Origin of the sequence: Sphingobacterium sp. R2 (assembly GCF_040760075.1) — a bacterium.
GTDB lineage: Bacteria > Bacteroidota > Bacteroidia > Sphingobacteriales > Sphingobacteriaceae > Sphingobacterium.
On sequence record NZ_CP142884.1, the window covers coordinates 5,078,292 to 5,099,651 of the forward strand.

Consider the following 21,360-nt stretch of genomic DNA (forward strand, 5'->3'; position numbering starts at 1 on the left):
ATTTAACACTCACCATGATAATGTGAGTTACCTTTGCCTCAATTGATTATGTCTATGGTCAAATATTGCCCAAAGCAGTAGTAAATTACTTTGTATTGAATTTTAGGTAATGGTCTTTCATCGGTATTCCATCTGCAGTCCGGAATGCATTCCCTGTAATGATGATCTCATAGGTTTTGTTTGGTTCCAATTCCCAGTCTATAAGTACGGATTTCTTATCTGAAGAATAGCGATGTCCTTTTATCATCGGAAAACTTTCTTTGGAGATTCCCCTAAACGACCGTCCCTGTCCCAATAAGGGCCTGTCGAAATTTATCTTCAGCTCCTTTAAGGTGATGCTGACATTGGTTTGTCCATCCTGAATTCCCTCAAAAGAAATGATTTTTGGTCTTCTTTCTTCAAAAGCTGCATCTAAAGAAGAAATATCTGCAGCGTAAGATTGATAAGCTTTGGCAAGTACAGGCATATAGCTCTCTAAAGTAGGATATAAGTCTCGCTGACGATCAAAGTGTTCAAGTTCATCAACAAGTTTCTCAATCCAAAGAAATCCCCTATCTAGCTGTCCATTGGTTTCCTTTGAAATCTCTTCGGAGCTGAAATTATGATCTTTTTGATATTTGATAACCGCAGCTCGAACCAAAGCCTCGTTCAACATCGTTTGCCAGCTACCGTATGCCTGCCGGTTCATTTTCTCCTTTACGATGCTATATAATTTTTCGCCGCTGTCTCTAAAAATTGTCGTGTCTTTTTCCAATAAATAATTAACAAAGGAGTGGTTAAACTCGTGAAGTAATGTAGGGAAATAGCTCTGTAAAGGAAATTCAGCCATGCCAAGACTATCCATACTCCATGTCCCCATAATAGCGTAGACTTCCTTAAGACCCTGTGGATTTTTAATGGCTACCCCATAGTTACCGCCGCCATTCCCCAAACCATTCACAATCAAAAACTTTTCGGATGGTTTCTTACCATAGAATTTAGGGTACCAGTCCAATTCAATATGTTCATAAATTGGAAGAAAGCGCCTTTGTACCTCATTGTACAGTGCCTGGTTATCCTGAAAAAATCCTTTGCTATTACTGTCTTTGTAAAACTTCTTTAACAGTGTTGCGAATTGAATAGCATTAGCTCTACTCCACCTTTTGTCGAGTGTTTCGTCGATATTTTTTTGCTTAAGATTGAACTTATCATCAAGATGTATGGCCATACTCATCACTGCATCGTAGCCTATACCATTTTCATTTTTAATCTTATTGACAAAAGTGATCAATTCGTGTTCTTTAAAAGGACTATAGTGTTCATTGATTCGATCAACATAACGCTTAAAAATAGCTGAACTATACTCTTGATTACCAGCAAGTCTAAATACAATACTCAGAATCTCGATACGCTCATCAACTTTTGGCTTATCCATAATTTCGCTACGCTGCCCATAGGTAAGCATAAATGATAAACTGAACAGGATAATCAATACATATTTAGAAATTTTTTCGAACATAGCGGAAATAGGTTTTATCTTCTTTAATTCGTTCTATACTTTCAATGGAGGTACCAAATGGTTTGCCAAAAAAATAACATCTTATTTGACAGCAAAATACGAACAAATTCCTCTTTGAATACTGACCGTTATTGAACACCAGCGTTCAGTATTGAACAGGATGCAAGTTGTTTTGTATGTTCTTATTCGCTAGTATTAGTTATAACAGGAAATCCAACAAACACACAATGGCACTAGAATTAATACTTGCAATAGAAATTGCATATAACAATCAGGACATTCCTGTACTTAACAGATGTCCTTATACGGAACACTCTGCAATCGATTATAGATCTTTTAGCGTATCTGAGTGTTTTGGAGAAGATAAATAACTCCAATTTTAATTACCCCGAATTCGAGGTAGATATATTAATAACCCCTAATTCATCATTAGGGTCTATCTTTTGTTTCCATTCGTCTTCCTCTAAACCACTCGCATGCCGCAAATCCATCCTTTCTCTTGCCGCCTTAAGCGTTATATATTCAGCTATAGGAAAGTTACCTACCTCCCATTTTTTCTTATAGCCAACGAAGCCAAAATCTGCTAGCATCTCCTCCAGAGAATGATAAATAGCATCGAACAATTTTCTTGTTTCAATATCTTCATCAATTAACATCTCTTTATACGATTCGTTAGAAGGTGATAATTGTTCAATTTTGATATTGATATGAGAATCAACAGAATTCATGCGGATGGTCCAGTTATAATGAACACAATCGTCCTCCCACAATATCGTGGTAGAATAAGGAAAATACGCTATATCTTTTTCCTTTATGATTTCATAAATAAAGAAAAACTTGTTAAGTAGCTCCTGAAATTTATCGCCATAATCTGAACTATGGTTTACTTTGAATCCTTTGGTCTCGGATGAAATCTCGGCTACAATATAGCCTAAGGTCACTATTCTAAATTTGACTTCCATTTATTTACAATAGTAATTGTTCGCAGCGAATTTTCCTAAGTCTCAAAATAAATATCGCACTAAATATACTGCGCAAATACCATGCGTACCTTTAGGATATATTTGTTTAGTAAAATGAGAATTAGCAATTATAGTATATGACACTTGAAGAATTAACACTTGAAATTTATGCGGAAAGAGCATTGACTTATTTTGAAAGTAAACACCTGGTTACATGGGCCGTAAATGTGTTAACCTTGGGATATGAGAGTGACAACCTGTACATTTTAGCTGGTTTGGATAACGCATCTACGGAAGAACGCGAAATTTATTTTTGGAAATCAATTGCTGATCTAAAGTTGAATACAGAGGAAAGCGAAGAAGATATAATAGAAAACTATGCCTTAAACATCGCAAAAAAAGCAATCAGAAAAGAGGTCAGTATAGAATATGCTTTTGGCCAAATGTTGAAAATTGTGTCCGCAAGCGGATACAACTACAGATATATCTCCTTTTATGAAATTGAAGAGGATCTGTACTATTTGAAGTATAACAATTCAACCCTTTTTAATACAGGACTTACGCTTGAGAATTCAAAAGAATTCATCTTAGCGGAAATGAAAATCTTCGTCGAAATGGAAGATCTAAATATCCCCCGCGAACAACGTGAAAAATGCTATTGCGAGACTTGTAAAAACCTTAATAGCCCAATAATGAAAAATAAATTTCAGCTTAAAAAACCATTTAGATATACAGTTTGGGCTTGCGGGATATGTGGTTCAAATAAGCTTAAATACAGCAGCAATCATGATGTTAAATGGAGAATAATAGAACAGTCGAAAAAAGAATAAGCTTGCGAAACCTTTTGGAATGTAAGGTGCTATTCATGAGGGTGTAAAGTAAACTGTGTCAGATAAAGAATTTTTATATTAGACACAGCAAATGGAAAAAGAGGAATTTGATTTTGAACGCTTCAAAGAGGAAGCAATGAGAGGCCTTTATGAAGGCAAGAAAATGGGCGGTACTGACGGAGTTTTCGCTCCGATGCTGAAACATCTTCTGGAAAGTATGCTTGAAGGTGAACTGGATCATCATCTACAGGAAAGTAAAGCTTCAGGAGAGGTTAACCGTAAAAATGGGAAGACAAGAAAGACTGTACGGAGCCTTCAGTCCGTACAATTTGAATTGGAGAGCGGTCGTGACCGAAACGGTACTTTCGAGCCTAAGATAGTCCCTAAACGTCAATTGATCATTACAGAAGAACTGGAAGGCAATGTTATCTCCATGTATGCCAGAGGAATGAGTACACGGGATATTTCGGGCTATGTGAAGGAAATGTATTCCATGGATATATCTGCTACGGAGATCTCCAATATTACAGACAAGGTGATTCCTGCACTGAATGAATGGCGTAACCGTCCGCTTGAATCGGTATATCCTTTTGTATTTCTAGACTGTATGCACTATAAAGTTAAAGACAATGGCAGCGTGCAGACCCGTGCAGTGTACAATATACTTGGAGTGAATCGAGATGGTCGAAAAGACCTTATCGGCATCTATCTTTCAGAAAATGAAGGCGCTAAGTTCTGGCTATCGGTACTGACAGATCTGAAACAGCGTGGTGTAGAAGATATCCTGGTCGCCTGCGTCGATGGTTTAAAGGGTTTTCCCGATGCCATCGAAGCGGTATACCCGAAAACCCAGGTTCAACTTTGCATTGTTCATCAGATACGTTCAAGTCTGAGGTATGTTCCGGAGAAAGATAAAAAAGCTGTTGTTGCAGATTTAAAACCTATCTATCAAGCAAATAACCAAGAACAAGGCTATGAAAAGCTCCTGGAATTTGACGAAAAATGGGGTAAGAAATATCCGTTATCTGTAAAGGGATGGTTGGATAATTGGGGAAATCTCTCTACTTATTTCGAGTACTCACCCGATATTCGCAGAGCTATTTATACCACAAATGCTATTGAGGCTATGCACCGTCAGATCCGAAAAGTGACCAAAACCAAAGGAGCATTTACGTCTGATCAGGCACTCTTAAAGTTGGTTTATCTCACAGTTAAGGAGATATCAAAAAAATGGACCATGCCTATTCGGAATTGGGGATTGACAATGCAACAATTACATATTAAATTTGGGGATAGAATTAAAGCCTTCGGCAACTCCTTTTAGGGTTCGCACTCGAGGCTTTCAGCCTCTGAGCACGAACCCTAAAAGGAGTGATGTGACACAGTTCAGTTTACACTACCCTATTCATCCGCGACTCTTTTATAACAATTTTAACCTGGGATATCAGCGGAAAAATGACCGACACAAAATTCTATCCTATCGCTATTTACACCTATATATCCAATCCAATTACTTATAGGATCGTTTAAAAGTTCAGGAAACTGCACTAAATCTCTATCCAAATTCCAAAAATAAGGCGGTTCAAACGCGGTGGGTTATGTGGCCAGGGGTAGTATTCTATTCTTGAAAAAATAAAAGGCAAATGGAAGGTAATTTTCTCCTTTACGATGCTATATAATTTTTCGCCGCTGTCTCTAAAAATTGTCGTGTTTTCTATCGGAAAATGTCAAATTGAATCTTTATATTTTCTTAAATTCGAGAACCAAATCTCCATCTTTCAACAACAAGCGTTGTTCTTCTGGCATAAACTCTAAAATGCTACCTTCATCATCATACACAAATGTATAGTCTGACTTATAGCGATAAGGAACATACATCTGTCCATTGTCTGATAACTGACCGATCAAATTCTTGCCATCTGAAGAAATCGTCATTGTTTGACTCCCCTCCTTATATCGATAGGTTCCTGCTATTTTGCGAAACTTATCCTCAGTCAGGTCTTTTGTTTTATTGAAATCGGGTAAGATGGGATCTCTACCATAAACATATTGAATGAGTGTATTTTGGACTTCGCCTAGGTTAATATTAACGGCGTTACACAAAGTCACGATCCCTAGCTTTTCCGCGGGAAAATACCAATAATCCGAGAAATAATTTTCAATTCTACCACCGTGAATATACCCTATTGGATTCTTAAATCGTGCTTTTTCTATTCCCATTCCGTATTCCCCCTTACTCTCGGGTAACATTAACGCAAGGCTCTCCTTGGAGATTAATTTACCCTCAAACAGTCCTGAAAGAAATCGATTAAGTTCTACAGCTGTAGTCGCTATACCACCGCTAGCTGGATGATTGGAAAAATTTACATTTGAATTTTTAATATATTTATTTTGAATATTATACGATACCGCTTCATGTCTATTGGGATCTGTCTCTGCAGAGAAGTAGGTATTGGTAAGTTTAAGTGGTTTGCATATCTTTTCATTTAACAGTGTAGCGTAAGACTTCTGATATACTTTCTCCAATATAAACCCTAATAGCACGTAATTCGTATTGCTGTATTCGAAGGCAGTATTTGGTTCAAAATTGCTCTTAAAATCCTTAATATAGTTAAAAACTTCTGCTTCTGTATGAAATTTCTGGTCCCATATTTCGTTCCCATCGATTTCAGTAAAGTTAACTATGCCGCTACGATGCTTCAATAATTGCTCTATAGTGATCTTTTCGGCATTTTTAATTTGGGGATAAAATGTCGAAAGATGGGTATCCAAACGCAGTTTTTGCTCTTCCATAGCCTTAAGGGTTAAAACAGCCGTGTAAGTTTTGGTATTGGATGCAATACGGAATTTTGTACTGCTATCGTTTTTTCTTTTAGAATCAACATCGGCATAGCCTATTGAACTTGTATAAAATAGACTATCATTGTGCAGTACCGCTACACTTCCCATCATTTTATCATTTCGGAAAAGATGATCAAAATACGCATTTAATTTTTCTTGCGCTACCAATGTTGTGTCGCCGAGAAAAGCGAATAAAACAATAAGCACGGAGATACTTTTACTACAATTTAGTAAACACATATATAAGGGATTTATTGAAAGATCTATTTGTATGTTTTTAATGGTCCAGCAGCTGTATTGGATTGCTCTAATTTACATAACTAATTGCTTTTTTTTAATAAAAATATATATCCTTATTATATATAGCGGGAGAAGTATAACACGTTGAGGTTAGCGCAAATTTTTATGGAAGCAGACAGCCTCAATAAAGATTGTATTATCTATATGTTAGAAGTATTAAAATTCACATTGCGAGTATCCTGAATATATCGGTTTCGTCATACCAATAATTTACCAACCCTATAAAGTGTATGCTATCTTTCATAGGTCTAAAGCATCGGCCCATAGAAATATCATAGATAAAATTAGCGTTTAATATACCCTCTTAAGTATTGACCAAAATTAGTGGGAGAGTTAAAAGTTAATGAAATCTATTGGTCGTTAGATCGAACCAACCTCTTATTATCGTTACCGTCATTAGGAGAAGCATTCTCCCATTTCATTTCCTTCGTATTCAATTTTTTTATCAGATACTGTTCTGTATATAACTTACGTTCATCGTAGAGCGTCACCAAAGTCTTATCATTACTTAATACATAGGTTCTGAAAATAGTCGTATCTCGATTTGAAAGCGCATTGTATATATTCTTAATACAGGTCATATCTGAGTTGAATTTGTATGTAACAGAACCATCTACGGCCATTCTAGGATCATCATTTGCGACGGTCCATTTACCGATCAGGTTATCAATGGCTATCTTTTCATCTTTTTTGCAAGAGCCAAGAACGACAGCAATTAAGGCTGGAAGCAGAACGCTGTATTTTCTTTTCATAACTTATTGATTATTTATAGATCAACAATACGAGTGAATTTGAAAATCTGCTACAGTAATGTTTATAATCTACATCTTGTCCATGCAAAATACATATTACAAAATTGCATGCTGCTAGTCATTACATATCCCTTCATCAAAGTTTTATAGCTGATCAAACAGCGAATAAGGTGGGAATCGAACCTCAGCAAAAAACAGAACAAGCTTCCAGGATTTAAATAGCGGAAATATTGATAGTATTTTTAAAGATTTTTAGGAAATTCGTCCTTCCACCAAGTGAAGCGCCAATCATCAGCTTCTTCTTCGGTCAGCAAACACGCTTCCAACTCCTGAAGATATTTATCCTTCTCCAAATGTTGTCCTATAAAAACTAATTCATTTTTACGATCCTCCCATTCTGGATGCCAACGCTTTAGTAAATCAGCCCTTATCTCGTGATAAATCGGATATTGATAGCGCATTTCTTCGGGCATACTACTCCACCAAGAGCCCGCGCTTTCTAAACGGACACTTCCACCAGCCTGACTAAAACTAATTGCCGTATCGGGTCTAGACGCTAACCAAAAAAGGCCCTTTGCGCGGATTATATTATGGGGATAATGCTCATTTAAATAGCGATGTAACCGCTGTGGATGAAAGGGCCGCTGCGAACGAAAGACAAATGAGGAAATTCCATACTCTTCTGTTTCGGGAACATGATCTGCCTCAAGCTCCTTTAACCAACCTGCTGATGCAGATGCTTCTTCAAAATCGAACCTATCAGTACCCATAATTTCTGTAGGATCGACCTGTCCAAATTGAGTTCTTATGATCTTGGCCCCAGGATTGAGTTTACCAATAACTGCTTCTAAAGTTCCTATTGTTTCCTCAGATACAAGATCCGCTTTGTTTAAGATAATAACATTTGCAAACTCTATTTGATCTGTCAATAGATTTACAATTGTCCTATTATTCATATTATCATCAGCCAATTCTCTATCCAGCAAAGTGTCTGCACTACCAAAATCCTTAGAAAAATTAAAACAATCGACCACGGTGACCATTGTATCAATATAACTAAAAGATGAAAGATCAATCCCGTTATTAGGATCAACGTAACTAAATGTTTGAGCAACAGGAATTGGCTCGGATATCCCTGTACTTTCAATTAGGAGATAATCAAACCGATTTTCTTTTGCTAAACGCTCGACCTCGACCATCAAATCATCCCTTAATGTGCAACAAATGCATCCGTTACTCATTTCAACAAGTTTTTCTTCAGTACGTGAAAGAACATTTTCACGCTCAACAGACTGCGCATCTATATTCACTTCACTCATATCATTTACAATCACGGCAACCTTTTTACCTTCCTTATTATGTAGCACGTGATTTAACAATGATGTTTTGCCAGCACCTAAAAAGCCACTTAAGACTGTAACCGGTAATTTATTCTTCATTTTGATCAAAATTAAATTTTACTTGTATCCTCCCCTATGTCGGCAATTATTTTCATCCACGCTTTGATATTCTCAAGATGCTCTTCCCCGTAATTAGTTATAAAACGCTGCGTTTCCGTATTTAAATAATCGTTATAGATAGCCAGTCGGCTTTTGGCAAATTCTACCGTTAATGGAATACCACATTGCGTCTCAATACACCATTTCCAATCTTCAAAGTTTTTCGGAATTATATTCATTGTCTTCTATTTAAGTACAAAAGTAACTACAATAACTCACAAAAGCAATTTAGTTGCATTTAAAATATTCTATTTATATTACTCTATTTATTATCTCGTAAAAGATGAGGAAAAATGAAGAATTAATAATTTTTATGTATCACCAAAATCCAAACTTTCCGTTTTATCGTAAATGATCGTATAAAAGTTTTAAATCACATATAAAAAATAAAGATCATGAAAATGAAATCAATCTTATGGGCGGCTGCCACAGCAGCAACATTATTGGGAAGCAATTATATGAGCCACGCTCAAACAAAGGAAAAAACTGTTATGGTAGGTGGTGCACCGATGTATCCTTCCAAAAACATTATTGAGAATGCAGTCAATTCTAAAGATCACACAACGTTGGTTGCTGCAGTAAAGGCTGCAGGCCTTGTGGAAACCTTACAGGGACCGGGTCCTTTTACAGTTTTGGCCCCTACGAATGATGCTTTTGCAAAAGTACCCAAAGAGGCTCTAAATAATTTAATGCTGCCAGAAAACAAGGCTCAATTAACTTCAATATTGACCTATCACGTGATTCCTGGGAAATGGAACGCGCCACAGATCGTTCAAGCAATTAAGGATGGCAAAGGAACTTATGTAACCAAATCAGTGCAAGGTGGCAACCTTACTTTTTGGATGAAAGGTAAAGACGTATATGTAAAAGACACAAAAGGTAATAGCGCAAAAGTAACGGTTGCTGACGTCAATCAATCGAATGGGGTAATCCATGTGATAGATGCTGTATTGATGCCTTAAATAGGATGTGCACTGTAGTGTAGGATAAATGAATAGCAGGAGCAACGGTATCATTGTTCCTGCTATTCGTATTCATCATTCGATGTTTACAATTTAGTTAAGTTATTAGCGCTGTTAATCGTGTTTAAATTACCAATAGATGTTTTGAAGATTATGTTTACTTGTTTTTGTAAATTGTAGCTCTGTTTGTACTGTTTTTAGAAATTTCTTCAGATTTCTACCTTTAAGCTCATCATACTTTTTTTTATACTCGACATCGTTTAAATAAATATCTTTCCCATTTGTGAAGCATAGCCTAAAGTAAATTTTTGACGTTTTTAAGGCAGGTGCTTCGGTTTCGTAGTTGTAAGCAGAAAATCCGTAAATATTAGCTTTCAAGTACTTCTGCGGAGCATCATTTCCTTTTTGTATAGAGATAAAATCTCCTTCAAACCAAATTGTCATACGTACGGACAGTGCTTTTAAAATGCTATAACATGTACCTAAATAGATGAGCATGAAAAACATCATGATCGAAAGATGGAATATCCCCTTAAAAAAAATATAGTATAATAAACTGTAACATATCAAAGATGGAATAATAATGAAAAGACTCCAACTTGTAGGATAAGGCAGAACTTGCTTGAACGTAAATACATTATTTTTAGCCATCATTAAAGATACTGATCAGTAATGCTAAAGACTCATCTCTTACATCAAAATGCTTACGTATAAATGCGATGATATTATCCATGGGAGGCTATTTTCAATTCTTGGTAAACAACAAAGCTAAGGAAAAGAAAGCTATAAAACCTTTTAAACTTTTGCACCTCTAGCTTAGGCAATATGGGCATATCGCGAGATTAAAATCATGAATAACTTTTATTATAAAAATCTAGGGCTTTACTTCTTTGTATATCGGCTGAAATTCTCGATGCCATTTCTCCAATTTATTATTCTTGAACCGAAATAAATAAAATTCATCATCAAAAGGAACATTTCTGTAAGAAATTACTTCTATGGTATCTTTGTGACTTGTAACACATGCTCATGAAGAAAAATAAAGGGGCCATTCCAAAGAATGTGCCCCAATAAACATTAAACATTTTTTTAATCTGGATTAATATCCAAATATTTCATCAAGATTTAACTTTTTAACATTTCCCAATCCAGACATCATGTCTTCATTTAAGTCCTTTTCATCCCCTACAATACAGTAGACATAAGGTTTACGACTGATATTCTCGGCATGAAATGATTTGAGATCTGAAAATGTCAGCTGAGGAAGCTTCTCAAAAATTATTTTTCGAGAATCTTCTGTAAGTCCACGTCTCTGTGCGGCTAAATAGCTTGAAAGAATTCCTGCCCCACTAATTCGTTCACTTGCCAACGATTTCAGCAAATTGGTACGAATTGATTCTACGCCAATTTTCGATTCTGGCAGCTCATTCAAAAGTTCATTCATACCACCAACGGCTTCTTTAAACTTATCGGATTGCGTGCCTATATAAGCTCCCACCATACCATGATTTTCCTTTTTCTGAGGCTGTCCATAGTAGGCATAAGTGGTATAGGCTAAAGCTTTGGACTCGCGTAGCGTCTGAAAAACAATACTTCCCATACCGCCTCCAAAATAACCGTTGAAGAAAGCCACTGTGGGTATTTGGTTTTTATCAAACAATCCTGAATTACGGATCCAGAAAACTTCTGCCTGCTTCATCGCATACTGCGCAAACAAAACTTTATTATCGCTTGTTGGCTTTTCCTCAAATTTCATCCCTTTCTCAATCGCATAGTAAGGCAAATCATGATGTTTTAAAGGTTTCAGGTTTTTTACCAGATCAGTCATCCTGTACGGGCCATAGTATAATATGCGATGTTTAGCGTTAGCCAGATTATGTAAGACAGCAACGAGGTCTGATGCCTTCAGCCCATCAAGTTGCTGGTCGGTATAGGTATAATTAAATGGGTTTTTGGCGCCATAACGTGCATAAGCTTTTAATCCTTCCATGATGGCCGCCTTATTCTCCTTGGCATTAGCCCGCGACTTTTTGACGCGTTCAATATAAGATTTGAATGCTTGCTCATCGACTACACAATTGTGCATAAGGTCTTGCAACAAGTCTACGGTTGCTGCGAAATTACTATTTAGCCCGGAAACAGAAACACTACTTTCCTCATTTCCTGAAGAGACTGAAAAGTCTGATGCCAATTTGTAAAATGCCTTACTAAAGTCTTCGCTACTCTTATCTTTGGTGCCCAAAAACTCTAAATATCCCACTGCAAGGCCTAATAATTTATTGTCCCAGCTTCCAAAATCAAAATGATAGGTAAGGCTAAACAACTCATTATTTTTATTTTGAACGGCCAACACATCTAGATCTTTCAATTTAGCTGTTGACATATCTTTTGAGAAATCAATCCATTTAGGTTTGATATCCTGCTCAGGCATCGCGTTGATCTGCTTCAAAAAGGCAGATTCAACATTTCGGTTAACAGTAATTGGTGTAATGGTCGGTTTGACTACTTTATCCACTTTGCTATCCTGCCCTTTTTGTTTATAGACAGCAACATAGTTGACATCAGACAAATACTTATTAGCGAAACGTATGATATCTTCTTTTGTAATTTTTGATAAACGATCGGTATATCCCAATTCTTTTGCCCAATCAACCTCCGATGTGAAGCCTGACATGAGTTGCTCAGCAGTGCTGGTATAATTATCAAATAACTTGATCTGCGCTTTCTTTTCATTATTCACGATAGAGGTCAACAGATCATCTGAAAATTGGCCTTTTCGTAATTTGTCGAGCTCACTCAGCAATAGGCTCTTCACATCATCAAGGCTCTGACCTGAACTTGGATTCCCTTGAAGAATCAACATGGAATAATCTTTCAATACATAGGGAAATGCACCTGCACCCAATAACTTTTGCGATTTAACCAGATTCAAATCAATCAATCCTGCGGAGCCATTGGTAAGCACGTTGGCCATAAGATTCAGAATTTGTGCGTCAGGATCGGCAGCCCCTGGAAAACGGAACCCCAGAAGCAGATATTCTGCTGTCGGTCCCATGACAGTTCTAGTAATGGGACTCGTAATAGCCTGTTCCTTATCAAAAGTGTAGGCCGGAACAGCTTTGGGTTTCATGGAGGAAAATGCCTTGTCAATACGTTGAACAACCTCGGTGGGATTAAAATCACCGGACATAATCACCCCCATGTTATTAGGCACATAATACGTATTGTAATATTCGCGTATTGCTTTTAGTGAAGGGTTTTTAAGATGTTCTACAGAACCTAAAACCGTTTGTTTACCATAATTATTTTTTGGAAACATGGCTGCAAAAATAGTTTCAATAGATTTTCTATTGTCGTTATCCAAACTGATATTTTTCTCTTCGTAAACCGATTCTAGTTCAGTATGGAATAAACGCAGTATGGGATTCCTGAAGCGCTCGGCCTGAACTGTCAAATATTTATCGAGCACATTATTAGGAATGTCTTCCACGTATACTGTCTGTTCAAAAGATGTAAACGCATTGGTCCCCTTTGAGCCCATACTACTCATCAGCTTATCGTACTCATTAGGAATCGCATATTTAGACGCCTCACCGGATACGCGATCAATTTCTTTATAAATCGCCGCCCGTTCATTAGCATCTGTTGTATGATTATACTTTTCATATAGATTGTCAACCTGATCCAACAGTGGTTTTTCTTTCGACCAATCGAGACTACCAAACTTATCGGTACCTTTAAATAGCATATGCTCGAGATAATGCGCCAATCCGGTATGATCTTTAGGATCTGTTTTACTTCCAGCCTTGGTAGCAATGTATGTCTGAATACGGGGCTGTTTGTTATTGACGCTGAGGATAACAGTGAGACCATTTTTTAATGTGTAAAAACGGGTGCGAATAGGGTCGTTAGTCACATACTTATAAGTATATCCACCCTCTGTGGAATCTTTCCATACATATTTGCCTACCTGGGCCTGGATGCCGGTAGTAATGAACAATAGCGAAATGAAGGCTATCGTTTTAAATTTTCGATTCATAACTGGAAGTAATTTTTTAATTGACAACTTAAGGCTACTATCTATACAAGATTATTTACAGCAATAATCGAAATTAACAAGGTTAAACACAATAGTGAGTTAATAAATCAAGAAAAAAGGATTGAAAAATTCAAAAAAACAAGAATAAATTCGCAAAAAACTTCAATTACCAGCATCTCCATTCATTTTTTTCTGTTTGAAAATCACGACTTAAGGTATTATTTTAAAGATTTGAATATAACCATCCTTAAGCAATGAACCTCAAGTGACTAGAAGGATGCTACATATATCGCTTAGCTACTTCGTATCAGGTTGCGATCATCATATCGATTTGGCTTAAACAAAAATATTCTTTAGATTGTTCGAAATGTAGAGCACATCCTCAAGAGATTGCTTCTTTTCCATTGTTTAAAATACTATCAGCACATACTAAATGAATTACACATTTAATAACGGCATCTATCGCAATTTTCTGACTATAGTTATATTATTTTTAAGCTTCCTTTTACTTACGATAGCTGTAATATACATTGATAAAGAAGCAATCGGCCCACAAGATTCTGTAGTTGGCCTTGGCAAAATCAATGGCTATGTCCATGAAACTGTAGGACTAAATATGAAATGGTATCTCGCAAGCGAATGGCTAGGTTGGATTGCGCTGGCACTTGTCCCAGGATTTTCGGCATTTGGACTAATCCAGCTGATAAAACGGGGTAGTTTAAAACGAGTCGATGATAACATCCTTATTTTGGTTTTTTTTTATATTCTTGTAGCCCTCATTTATGCATTTTTTGAGATGTGCATAATAAATTATAGGCCGGTAATCCTTAAGGGATCTTTGGAAGCATCATTTCCGTCGTCACATTCGATGGTCGTCCTTTTTATCATGGCAACTTCGATCGCACAGTTTAGGATCAGAATAAAAAATCCACTTTTAAAAAATATAGTCGTATTAATTTCCGCATTAATTATGATTATCACTATCGCTGCAAGGCTGCTATCAGGTGTCCATTGGTCTACCGATATATTGGGCGGAATACTGCTTGGAGCTACACTAGCATCTGCCTATCAACTAACAATTCATTACCGAGCTACCGCTGGATAAGCACTGCATATCATCTTAAATATAGGCTTACTGGATTATACAATAGCGTATAATAAAAATTCTTTTTAGCAGACTACACTTAAGTGTAGCTAATCTTCGTGTAAACTGCAATATTTTTGAACGAAATAGTATTAATATGGTTTAAGATGCAAAAAAACATGAGTATTCACCAAGATCCATTATAATTATAACCACTTTATCAGTCTGCACGCCAATATATAATAATGTCATTGCGGATTTTCGGCCCTGAGCTGCCGAACGCTAATCAACTATATTCATCTAAAATCACTGATATATGAACTGTAAAAACTGCGGAACTACCATTGCTTCAAAATTTTGCCCAGACTGCGGACAGCCAGCGGTTCTCAAAAGAATAGACGCACATTACATTACTCATGAAATTGAGCATGTACTTCATTTTGAAAGGGGTATATTATATACGATCAAAGAACTTATTACCACTCCCGGCCAAAATGTAAAAAAATACATTTCGGAAAATCGAAGTCGGCTAGTCAAACCGATTATATTCATTATTGTGACTTCGTTGATATACTCCATTATCACGCACTTCTTCCATCTTGAAGACAAATATGTCCATTACAACGAAGCTAAGCCATCCACTACAGGAGTACTGTTTGCGTGGGTACAGGGGCATTATGGTTATGCAAACCTCATTATGGGTGTATTTATTGCGGCATGGATTCAACTATTTTTTAAAAAGTATAATTATAACTTTTTTGAAATATTAATCTTACTATGCTTCGTCATGGGAATGGGCATGCTCATTTATGCCGTATTTTCCATTTTGCAAGGTGTCACTCATATGCGTATAGCTAATGTTGGCGGCATTGTAGGGATCGTATATTGCTCTTGGGCAATAGGACAATTCTTCGACGCTAAAAAGGCAGGAAATTACTTTAAAGCACTGGCTGCATATGTTTTAGGATTAATCACATTTTCAGTAATGGTTCTTCTACTGGGTCTAACCATTGATTACATGATCGGTTAAAATGAGGTATAACTATTGTGACAACTATTGGCGGGTGGGTTATTGTTAACAAAGGGTTAGCTTACACTCCGTGGCTTACCTTAATATTTGATTTACTTGCTTATTTAATAGTATTATTCAGCGGATATTTGGAGAAAAAGGTGGCTAAAAAGTAGGTGTAAAAAAACTTTGGTGTAGCGTATGTTTTCAGTTTGTCCGTTTAGATAGTAACGGACAAACTGGACAGCACCCAATCAAAACGTTGCTGTTTAGCCACTAGGTATAGAAAGGAGGTAAATATGTCAATGTTGGCGTCGATGCAGCTTAACGATGAAACTTAGCTCGTCTAGTACCCTAGCTGTGCCAAACGTCCATACATCTCCACAAAAGCACATTGATCCAATAACCACTTCGACTTTTGCTTTTTCTCTAAAGTCCAATCAACATCAAACAGTCCGTACTGATCCCTCATTTTGTACCAAGCCCTGTCAAGGTTTTTAGCAAAAATATCAAGATAGGTTTTATTTCCATCCTGTTCATATAAACTGACATATCCCCGCATCATTACGGCATGGAACCATAAGTTACTATTTCTCAATATTGGAAAATTATCCCCGTCCTTAGTTTGGAAAAAATAGTTTAAACAAGATTTTGCTAGAACCTGTGCATCAAGAAGATACTTTTTTTCTTTAGTTAGCTTATATAGCAATGCCGCAGCTTGCAGCATTTGTCCAGAATTATAGGAATATTTGGCTTTACCTATATTTCCATTGAGCTGAATATTATCCCAATACAGGTTATCCGTTGGATCTTGCAGTCCTGCTTTTGTCCACTCATATAAACGCCGTCCCTCATTCAGATATTCTTTGTCTTTCGTTGCCTCAAACAGCTTGAGTGCAAATACCGCTGCAGGAGCGTTCGAGCAGGTGTTTTTAGACTCTTTCTTCTGCTCGCACCAATAGATTCCACCGCCAAGCTTTTCATCTTCACCACTTTTTACAAAAGTCCAGATCTCTTTTGCATGCTTTAGGTAATCAATCTTTTTTGTCTGCACATAGCTATCGGTAAAATCGATTCCGAGCCAAACGTTGTCATCATAAAATCGGTCTGACACTGGAGCAGAATTGATGTAGGAAGCATAACCAACGGGCTCCCTGGAATGATCCCTATATGCCATTAATCCTGGCAGCACGCGTTGGTCTAGGATCTTTTGGTAAAACGCTCTGTTCTTTGGCAGTTCCATCAAGCTATTGACTGCCGAAAAACTTCCCGAGAATGGCCATAAGTAGGCATATTTCTTTTGCGCTGCAGCTTGCTCTGGATTGTCAAGATAATCAGCTTTAAAGCTTTCATCATAAGGAAATTTCTCCGTTAACAGCTGGTTGTTCGAATTTCCATATTTAGCATAAATAACAGTTAGAGTCTCTTGGGCTCTTTCGGCAGACTGTCCTTTGCTGCGCTGTGCATTTCCGGTGAGATAGCATAAGGCTGACAGTAACACAGTGGTCGTTATTTTAGTAATTTGTTTCATCTGCATCTCTACTTTAAAGAAGCCGTTGCGACCTTTACGGAAACGCAAGGCTTCTTTGCATTTGTTCAATTATTTTAATTTATTTTGATAGCTTGCCAATCCTTCAAAGAGCATGGCTGCACTTGCATATGCTGTAAGCTCACTATTACCTATGGGTGGCTGCGCCCAGGAGGAACCAAAAAACAACGTCGGTAGACTTGTTCCCTTGGTCCACGCAATTTTGCCATTATTGACCAAAAACTTATCAAACTTACTGCGGTAGGCTGCATCAATTCCTTCCTGATTTAAATAGTCTACGAAATATCGTATAAATATTCCCTTAAACAATGCGCCGTCGCCATTTCCCTCATCGCGCAAGATATTATTCCCGCCATCGATACAACGCGTGATTGTATAATAACTAATTTTTTGCGCATCAACCAGATAAGGCTGGTCGTTAGTAATCTTAAAAAGCTCAACCGCGCTACCAAGAAACGTTCCCTGATTATAAGTAAGCGTCGTCATATCCACATTACCTGTCTGACCATTAATGTTATCATAAACGGCGCCTGTTGATGGATTGTATAAGGTTGCCTTTTGCCATTCGTAGATCTTCTTAGCCCAGGTCAAGTAGTTTTCATCTTTTGTCAAACGATATAATCTAGCGGCCAAAATACTAGCTGGGCCATTCGAGCAAGCATTTTTGCTGTAGCGCATATCTTTCTTCCAAGCCAATCCCCCGCCTGCGTATTGCTCATCCCATGCACCAGTAATGTCTTTCCATAAAAGTAATACGGTGTCGAGGTATTTTTGTTCCTTGGTAATTTCATATAAGCGCAATATGGTCAATGCATTCCATTCCATATCATCATAGAATACGTTGTAATAGGTATTGCCATTTTTGATCTTCACACCTTCAAACCATTTGCTGAAATAGGCACTATACTTGGCATCTTTCGTCCGTAGATAAGCGTCGATAACAACATCCATCGCATGTGCATTGGGCCAATATTGAAATCCCAGATCGGATTGATTGATTGCATTGTTAAAATACCCGGACTCATTCCAGAATCCGGCAATCATCTTATCGGAAACCTGCGTTGCAATAGCTGTCCAGCTTTCCTCTACGGAATCATCATACGGGTAGCTGTCCTCAATTTTGGTGCATCCAAAGAGTAGAAACAATATGGATGACAGTATAATCATTTTATTCATGGGGTCTCCTCCTTTAATTTGGTACGACAGTATGCGTATAGTCTTTGTCGCCTTGTAAAATCATCGATATTTTTGTTGGATGGCCGTCTACTGCATCCGCAAATTTCCATTTATCGTCCCATTGTGAAAGATTGGGCAATATGCGAACGAAATAATAAGAAGGAGCTGATGAACTATTGGGAGGACTGTCCGTCCCGTTCTGAGTTCCCAGCTGTAAAGTTTCAGCCTTTCCGGCCTTAACGGTTTCCATTTGGAACTTATAGCGTTGGTCGCGGCCCCAACTTTCCTGTTTAAAATTGATAATGCCCGTTGCAGACCAAATTCCCCTACCTTGATAAGGAAGATCCAACACCACTGCTCCGGATGGCGAGAAATAAACGCCCATGTTTTTGATCTCGGTGTAAGTAACTGCTGCGACATTAAAATCTATTCGAATACGATATACTGCTGTCTTGGCAATGCTATTACTTCCCGTTTCACCTTCTTTTATTTTAGTTTGATCTTCCGAATAGAAAACACGTCCTTCTGCGGACTTGCGATCCGTAAAAATATATTTCTTACCGGCTTCCAGTTTTGTAAAGATCTCATATTCACCATTACCTACCAATTTAAAAGGTAAAGATGCGGCAACATCCGTCCCGCCCTCAGTTGCCTCTCCAGCGATAAATAGTTCATCGGGGATCTCTGCAAAGCCTTCCAGTGTTTTGATGTTCAATATCTTCTTAGCTTTGCTCAACACCCGTTTCATTCCACGGATAGCATAGACTGACCAGATTACATCGCCACTCTCACCAGGGTTGATCCCCGCTTTCGTGGCGACCTGATTCAATATTTTGTGACTGATATTAGCGCCGTTGGAGTTTCCATTATTATCCGATGTGACTGTATAAAGAGGCTTGCTAAAATCGCCGTCGGACTTGTCAAAGACCACTTCATATTGAGCTGCCCCACCGTCGGCCACCAAAGCCGACTGCCATTCAAAATACAGCGCTGCGGAGCTTGAACTTAATAATTTAACCGCTTTTGCATCTGCAGGAGCATATAGGTTCTCAACCGCGGACACTTCGGCGTCGGCGTATTTCATATCGTCTTTTTTACAGGAAACGATGCTCGCAGCCAATGCGACCATTGCTATAACTTTAAAATACCATTTCATGTCTATATCATTAATTTATGGTTCGAAACGTACATTTTTTTAATGCGCCGTTTGCGCTAGTTTTTTAATTAAATTTAGTTTGAGTAGCCCTGATTGTTAGGCAATAAATTTTTATTTAGATCGATCTGGGTTCGTGGTATCGACCAGAGATAATCTCTACTTTCATCAAATCGGCGGATATCCAATTTGATATTGCTATTGTTACCACCATATTTAGCACCAAATACCTGGCCGTCCAAATAGGTTTTACCAGCTTTCCAGCGCATGATATCATAATAACGCAATCCCTCAAGAGCGAGTTCACTTCTCCGCTCGTTTCGGACTATTGTTTTTAGATCTCCGGCAGTCGGAAATTCCAATGCTTTGGAGGCTTCAAAACCAGCCCGTAGACGAATAGGTCTGATCGTCATATCCCATACTGCTGCATCGAGTTGTCCCAGTGCTTCTTTTGCTTCTGCATACATCAACAAGATATCGGCATACCTGAACATGATGATATTCAATCCGGCATCGTATTTTACCGTTGCTGTTACATCGTAGTATTTCTTTACGTAATAACCGGTAGCGGAAGCGTTGGCACTCGCCCCCTGATATTCGTCGAGCCGTTCCTTATCTGTTGTACCAGAGCCGGGTTTGATAAAGATCTTGCGTGTTGTACCGTCAAAATCAGTCCATTGTCCGCCATGAAAAACGATGGTTGCGGCCATACGTGGATCGCGATTGACATAGGGATTACTGTCGTTGTATTGGGGATCCGTAGCAATGGGATTTCCGCCCAGTGTCAAATAATTATCAGCCAGACTTTGTAATGGTGCATAACCGTTTAAACGTGCCTGTGCAGAGATTGGTGCTGCATCATATAACTTATTCCAGGTTTTTAAAAGAGGTACATAGGCATAATCCAGAATAACCTCTGAATTATATTCATTGGCTGCAGTAAACAATTCCGGATAACTGCGGAATAATGCGTAAGTTCCAAATTCAGTTTGATTTTTCATCAGATTTTCACAGTACACTATTACTTTATTCCAATTACTTTCATAAAGGTAAGCCCGAGCTTGAAAGGCTGAAGCGGCACCCTTTGTAATCCGGCCGCGGTCGTCTGCGGATAAAGCATCTTTGTTCGGTAGATCGGCCATACATTGATCCAACTCTTGATGGATGAAGGCCATAATAGTCGCTTTATCTGTCCGAGGTAGAGTTTTGGACTCTTCCAGTGAGATATCTTTTGTGAAAAAAGGCACAGCGCCATAAAAATTAACAAGTCTAAAATAGAGAAATGCACGGATAAAGCGCACCTCGGCGATGCGACGTTTTTTGAGTGCCGGGTCCATTCCGGGTACACGTTCCACATTCGCTAGATAGACATGGCAGGTCTTAATACCGCCGTAGAGATCGGACCACTCTGCACCAAATCGGCCCAGTGTCGGATCGGCGGTTCCATTACGAATTGCACGCTGGTCTGTGTTTGAGCGCCCCTCAAAAATATTATCACTCAGCGCTTCATCATTCCACATACGATCTGCTGAATACAGCTGATTATAGGCCATGTTGACCATTTTTTCTGCATTATCTGCGTAGTCCCAAAAGTTTTCATCAGTAAAACGATCAGTTGGTAGCGTATCCAACTTATTACAGGATGTTAATTGGAGAATTGCCATTAAACTCAAGCCTCCTACAAGTATCTTATATAGTTTCATTAC

The 21,360-nt window shown here is 38.0% G+C and carries 17 protein-coding genes; 5 read left to right on the forward strand and 12 right to left on the reverse strand.

Annotation, left to right across the window (positions count from 1 at the left end):
• Window positions 1-85: 85 nt before the first annotated feature.
• Window positions 86-1,498, reverse strand: a complete 1,413-nt coding sequence (locus tag VXM68_RS21245; protein ID WP_367209959.1) for a DUF4932 domain-containing protein — start codon at window positions 1,496-1,498, stop codon at window positions 86-88.
• Window positions 1,499-1,881: 383 nt separating this feature from the next.
• Window positions 1,882-2,460, reverse strand: coding sequence for a hypothetical protein (locus VXM68_RS21250; RefSeq protein ID WP_294183080.1), 579 nt, complete (start codon window positions 2,458-2,460; stop codon window positions 1,882-1,884).
• Between the two features lie 137 nt (window positions 2,461-2,597).
• Here VXM68_RS21250 and VXM68_RS21255 point away from each other — a divergent pair, with 137 nt between their 5' ends.
• Both VXM68_RS21255 and VXM68_RS21260 read left to right on the forward strand, forming a co-directional pair.
• On the forward strand, window positions 2,598-3,290 hold the full coding sequence (locus VXM68_RS21255; protein WP_367209960.1) for a hypothetical protein: 693 nt from the start codon (window positions 2,598-2,600) through the stop codon (window positions 3,288-3,290).
• Between the two features lie 91 nt (window positions 3,291-3,381).
• Window positions 3,382-4,614, forward strand: a complete 1,233-nt coding sequence (locus VXM68_RS21260; RefSeq protein ID WP_367209961.1) for an IS256 family transposase — start codon at window positions 3,382-3,384, stop codon at window positions 4,612-4,614.
• 416 nt (window positions 4,615-5,030) lie between these two features.
• On the opposite strand, the gene VXM68_RS21265 is transcribed toward VXM68_RS21260, so the two are convergent.
• From VXM68_RS21265 to VXM68_RS21280, 4 genes are all read right to left on the reverse strand, one after another.
• A complete protein-coding gene (locus tag VXM68_RS21265; RefSeq protein ID WP_367209962.1) occupies window positions 5,031-6,371 on the reverse strand; it encodes a serine hydrolase domain-containing protein in 1,341 nt (446 codons plus the stop codon).
• Between the two features lie 410 nt (window positions 6,372-6,781).
• Entirely contained in the window at window positions 6,782-7,183 is a 402-nt protein-coding gene (locus VXM68_RS21270; RefSeq protein ID WP_367209964.1) for a hypothetical protein, read from the reverse strand.
• Between the two features lie 242 nt (window positions 7,184-7,425).
• Window positions 7,426-8,622 carry a GTP-binding protein gene (locus VXM68_RS21275; protein WP_367209965.1) on the reverse strand — a complete coding sequence of 399 codons (1,197 nt, stop codon included), beginning with the start codon at window positions 8,620-8,622 and terminating at the stop codon, window positions 7,426-7,428.
• A gap of 11 nt (window positions 8,623-8,633) precedes the next feature.
• Entirely contained in the window at window positions 8,634-8,861 is a 228-nt protein-coding gene (locus tag VXM68_RS21280) for a hypothetical protein (protein WP_312331694.1), read from the reverse strand.
• A gap of 216 nt (window positions 8,862-9,077) precedes the next feature.
• On the opposite strand from VXM68_RS21280, the gene VXM68_RS21285 reads away from it, so the two are divergent.
• Window positions 9,078-9,644, forward strand: a complete 567-nt coding sequence (locus VXM68_RS21285; RefSeq protein ID WP_367209967.1) for a fasciclin domain-containing protein — start codon at window positions 9,078-9,080, stop codon at window positions 9,642-9,644.
• Between the two features lie 129 nt (window positions 9,645-9,773).
• Here VXM68_RS21285 and VXM68_RS21290 read toward each other — a convergent pair whose 3' ends face one another.
• Both VXM68_RS21290 and VXM68_RS21295 read right to left on the reverse strand, forming a co-directional pair.
• Window positions 9,774-10,088 (reverse strand): hypothetical protein, encoded by a 315-nt coding sequence (locus VXM68_RS21290; RefSeq protein ID WP_367209968.1) that lies wholly within the window; start codon window positions 10,086-10,088, stop codon window positions 9,774-9,776.
• A gap of 655 nt (window positions 10,089-10,743) precedes the next feature.
• Window positions 10,744-13,683, reverse strand: coding sequence for a M16 family metallopeptidase (locus tag VXM68_RS21295; RefSeq protein WP_367209969.1), 2,940 nt, complete (start codon window positions 13,681-13,683; stop codon window positions 10,744-10,746).
• A 433-nt stretch (window positions 13,684-14,116) separates the two neighbouring features.
• Here VXM68_RS21295 and VXM68_RS21300 point away from each other — a divergent pair, with 433 nt between their 5' ends.
• Together VXM68_RS21300 and VXM68_RS21305 are read left to right on the forward strand one after the other, a co-directional pair.
• Window positions 14,117-14,788, forward strand: coding sequence for a phosphatase PAP2 family protein (locus VXM68_RS21300; RefSeq protein ID WP_367209970.1), 672 nt, complete (start codon window positions 14,117-14,119; stop codon window positions 14,786-14,788).
• Between the two features lie 295 nt (window positions 14,789-15,083).
• Entirely contained in the window at window positions 15,084-15,797 is a 714-nt protein-coding gene (locus VXM68_RS21305) for a DUF3667 domain-containing protein (protein WP_367209971.1), read from the forward strand.
• 325 nt (window positions 15,798-16,122) lie between these two features.
• On the opposite strand, the gene VXM68_RS21310 is transcribed toward VXM68_RS21305, so the two are convergent.
• The 4 genes from VXM68_RS21310 to VXM68_RS21325 all read right to left on the reverse strand — a co-directional run bounded on the left by VXM68_RS21310 (window position 16,123) and on the right by VXM68_RS21325 (window position 21,357).
• Window positions 16,123-17,376, reverse strand: coding sequence for a glycoside hydrolase family 76 protein (locus VXM68_RS21310; RefSeq protein ID WP_367209973.1), 1,254 nt, complete (start codon window positions 17,374-17,376; stop codon window positions 16,123-16,125).
• Entirely contained in the window at window positions 17,377-18,501 is a 1,125-nt protein-coding gene (locus VXM68_RS21315; RefSeq protein WP_293952291.1) for a glycoside hydrolase family 76 protein, read from the reverse strand.
• A gap of 13 nt (window positions 18,502-18,514) precedes the next feature.
• Window positions 18,515-19,657, reverse strand: coding sequence for a SusE domain-containing protein (locus VXM68_RS21320; protein ID WP_367209974.1), 1,143 nt, complete (start codon window positions 19,655-19,657; stop codon window positions 18,515-18,517).
• Between the two features lie 74 nt (window positions 19,658-19,731).
• On the reverse strand, window positions 19,732-21,357 hold the full coding sequence (locus tag VXM68_RS21325; RefSeq protein ID WP_367209975.1) for a RagB/SusD family nutrient uptake outer membrane protein: 1,626 nt from the start codon (window positions 21,355-21,357) through the stop codon (window positions 19,732-19,734).
• Window positions 21,358-21,360: the final 3 nt, after the last annotated feature.

What these genes read in the sequence shown, in the direction of transcription:
- VXM68_RS21295 (WP_367209969.1), bottom strand. Translation starts at nt 13,683, where the DNA reads ATGAATCGAAAATTTAAAACGATAGCCTTCATTTCGCTATTGTTCATT.
- VXM68_RS21255 (WP_367209960.1), top strand. Translation starts at nt 2,598, where the DNA reads ATGACACTTGAAGAATTAACACTTGAAATTTATGCGGAAAGAGCATTG.
- VXM68_RS21275 (WP_367209965.1), bottom strand. Translation starts at nt 8,622, where the DNA reads ATGAAGAATAAATTACCGGTTACAGTCTTAAGTGGCTTTTTAGGTGCT.
- VXM68_RS21280 (WP_312331694.1), bottom strand. Translation starts at nt 8,861, where the DNA reads ATGAATATAATTCCGAAAAACTTTGAAGATTGGAAATGGTGTATTGAG.
- VXM68_RS21260 (WP_367209961.1), top strand. Translation starts at nt 3,382, where the DNA reads ATGGAAAAAGAGGAATTTGATTTTGAACGCTTCAAAGAGGAAGCAATG.
- VXM68_RS21245 (WP_367209959.1), bottom strand. Translation starts at nt 1,498, where the DNA reads ATGTTCGAAAAAATTTCTAAATATGTATTGATTATCCTGTTCAGTTTA.
- VXM68_RS21285 (WP_367209967.1), top strand. Translation starts at nt 9,078, where the DNA reads ATGAAAATGAAATCAATCTTATGGGCGGCTGCCACAGCAGCAACATTA.
- VXM68_RS21265 (WP_367209962.1), bottom strand. Translation starts at nt 6,371, where the DNA reads ATGTGTTTACTAAATTGTAGTAAAAGTATCTCCGTGCTTATTGTTTTA.
- VXM68_RS21300 (WP_367209970.1), top strand. Translation starts at nt 14,117, where the DNA reads ATGAATTACACATTTAATAACGGCATCTATCGCAATTTTCTGACTATA.
- VXM68_RS21315 (WP_293952291.1), bottom strand. Translation starts at nt 18,501, where the DNA reads ATGAATAAAATGATTATACTGTCATCCATATTGTTTCTACTCTTTGGA.
- VXM68_RS21325 (WP_367209975.1), bottom strand. Translation starts at nt 21,357, where the DNA reads ATGAAACTATATAAGATACTTGTAGGAGGCTTGAGTTTAATGGCAATT.
- VXM68_RS21270 (WP_367209964.1), bottom strand. Translation starts at nt 7,183, where the DNA reads ATGAAAAGAAAATACAGCGTTCTGCTTCCAGCCTTAATTGCTGTCGTT.
- VXM68_RS21320 (WP_367209974.1), bottom strand. Translation starts at nt 19,657, where the DNA reads ATGAAATGGTATTTTAAAGTTATAGCAATGGTCGCATTGGCTGCGAGC.
- VXM68_RS21305 (WP_367209971.1), top strand. Translation starts at nt 15,084, where the DNA reads ATGAACTGTAAAAACTGCGGAACTACCATTGCTTCAAAATTTTGCCCA.
- VXM68_RS21250 (WP_294183080.1), bottom strand. Translation starts at nt 2,460, where the DNA reads ATGGAAGTCAAATTTAGAATAGTGACCTTAGGCTATATTGTAGCCGAG.
- VXM68_RS21290 (WP_367209968.1), bottom strand. Translation starts at nt 10,088, where the DNA reads ATGACAATTTGGTTTGAAGGAGATTTTATCTCTATACAAAAAGGAAAT.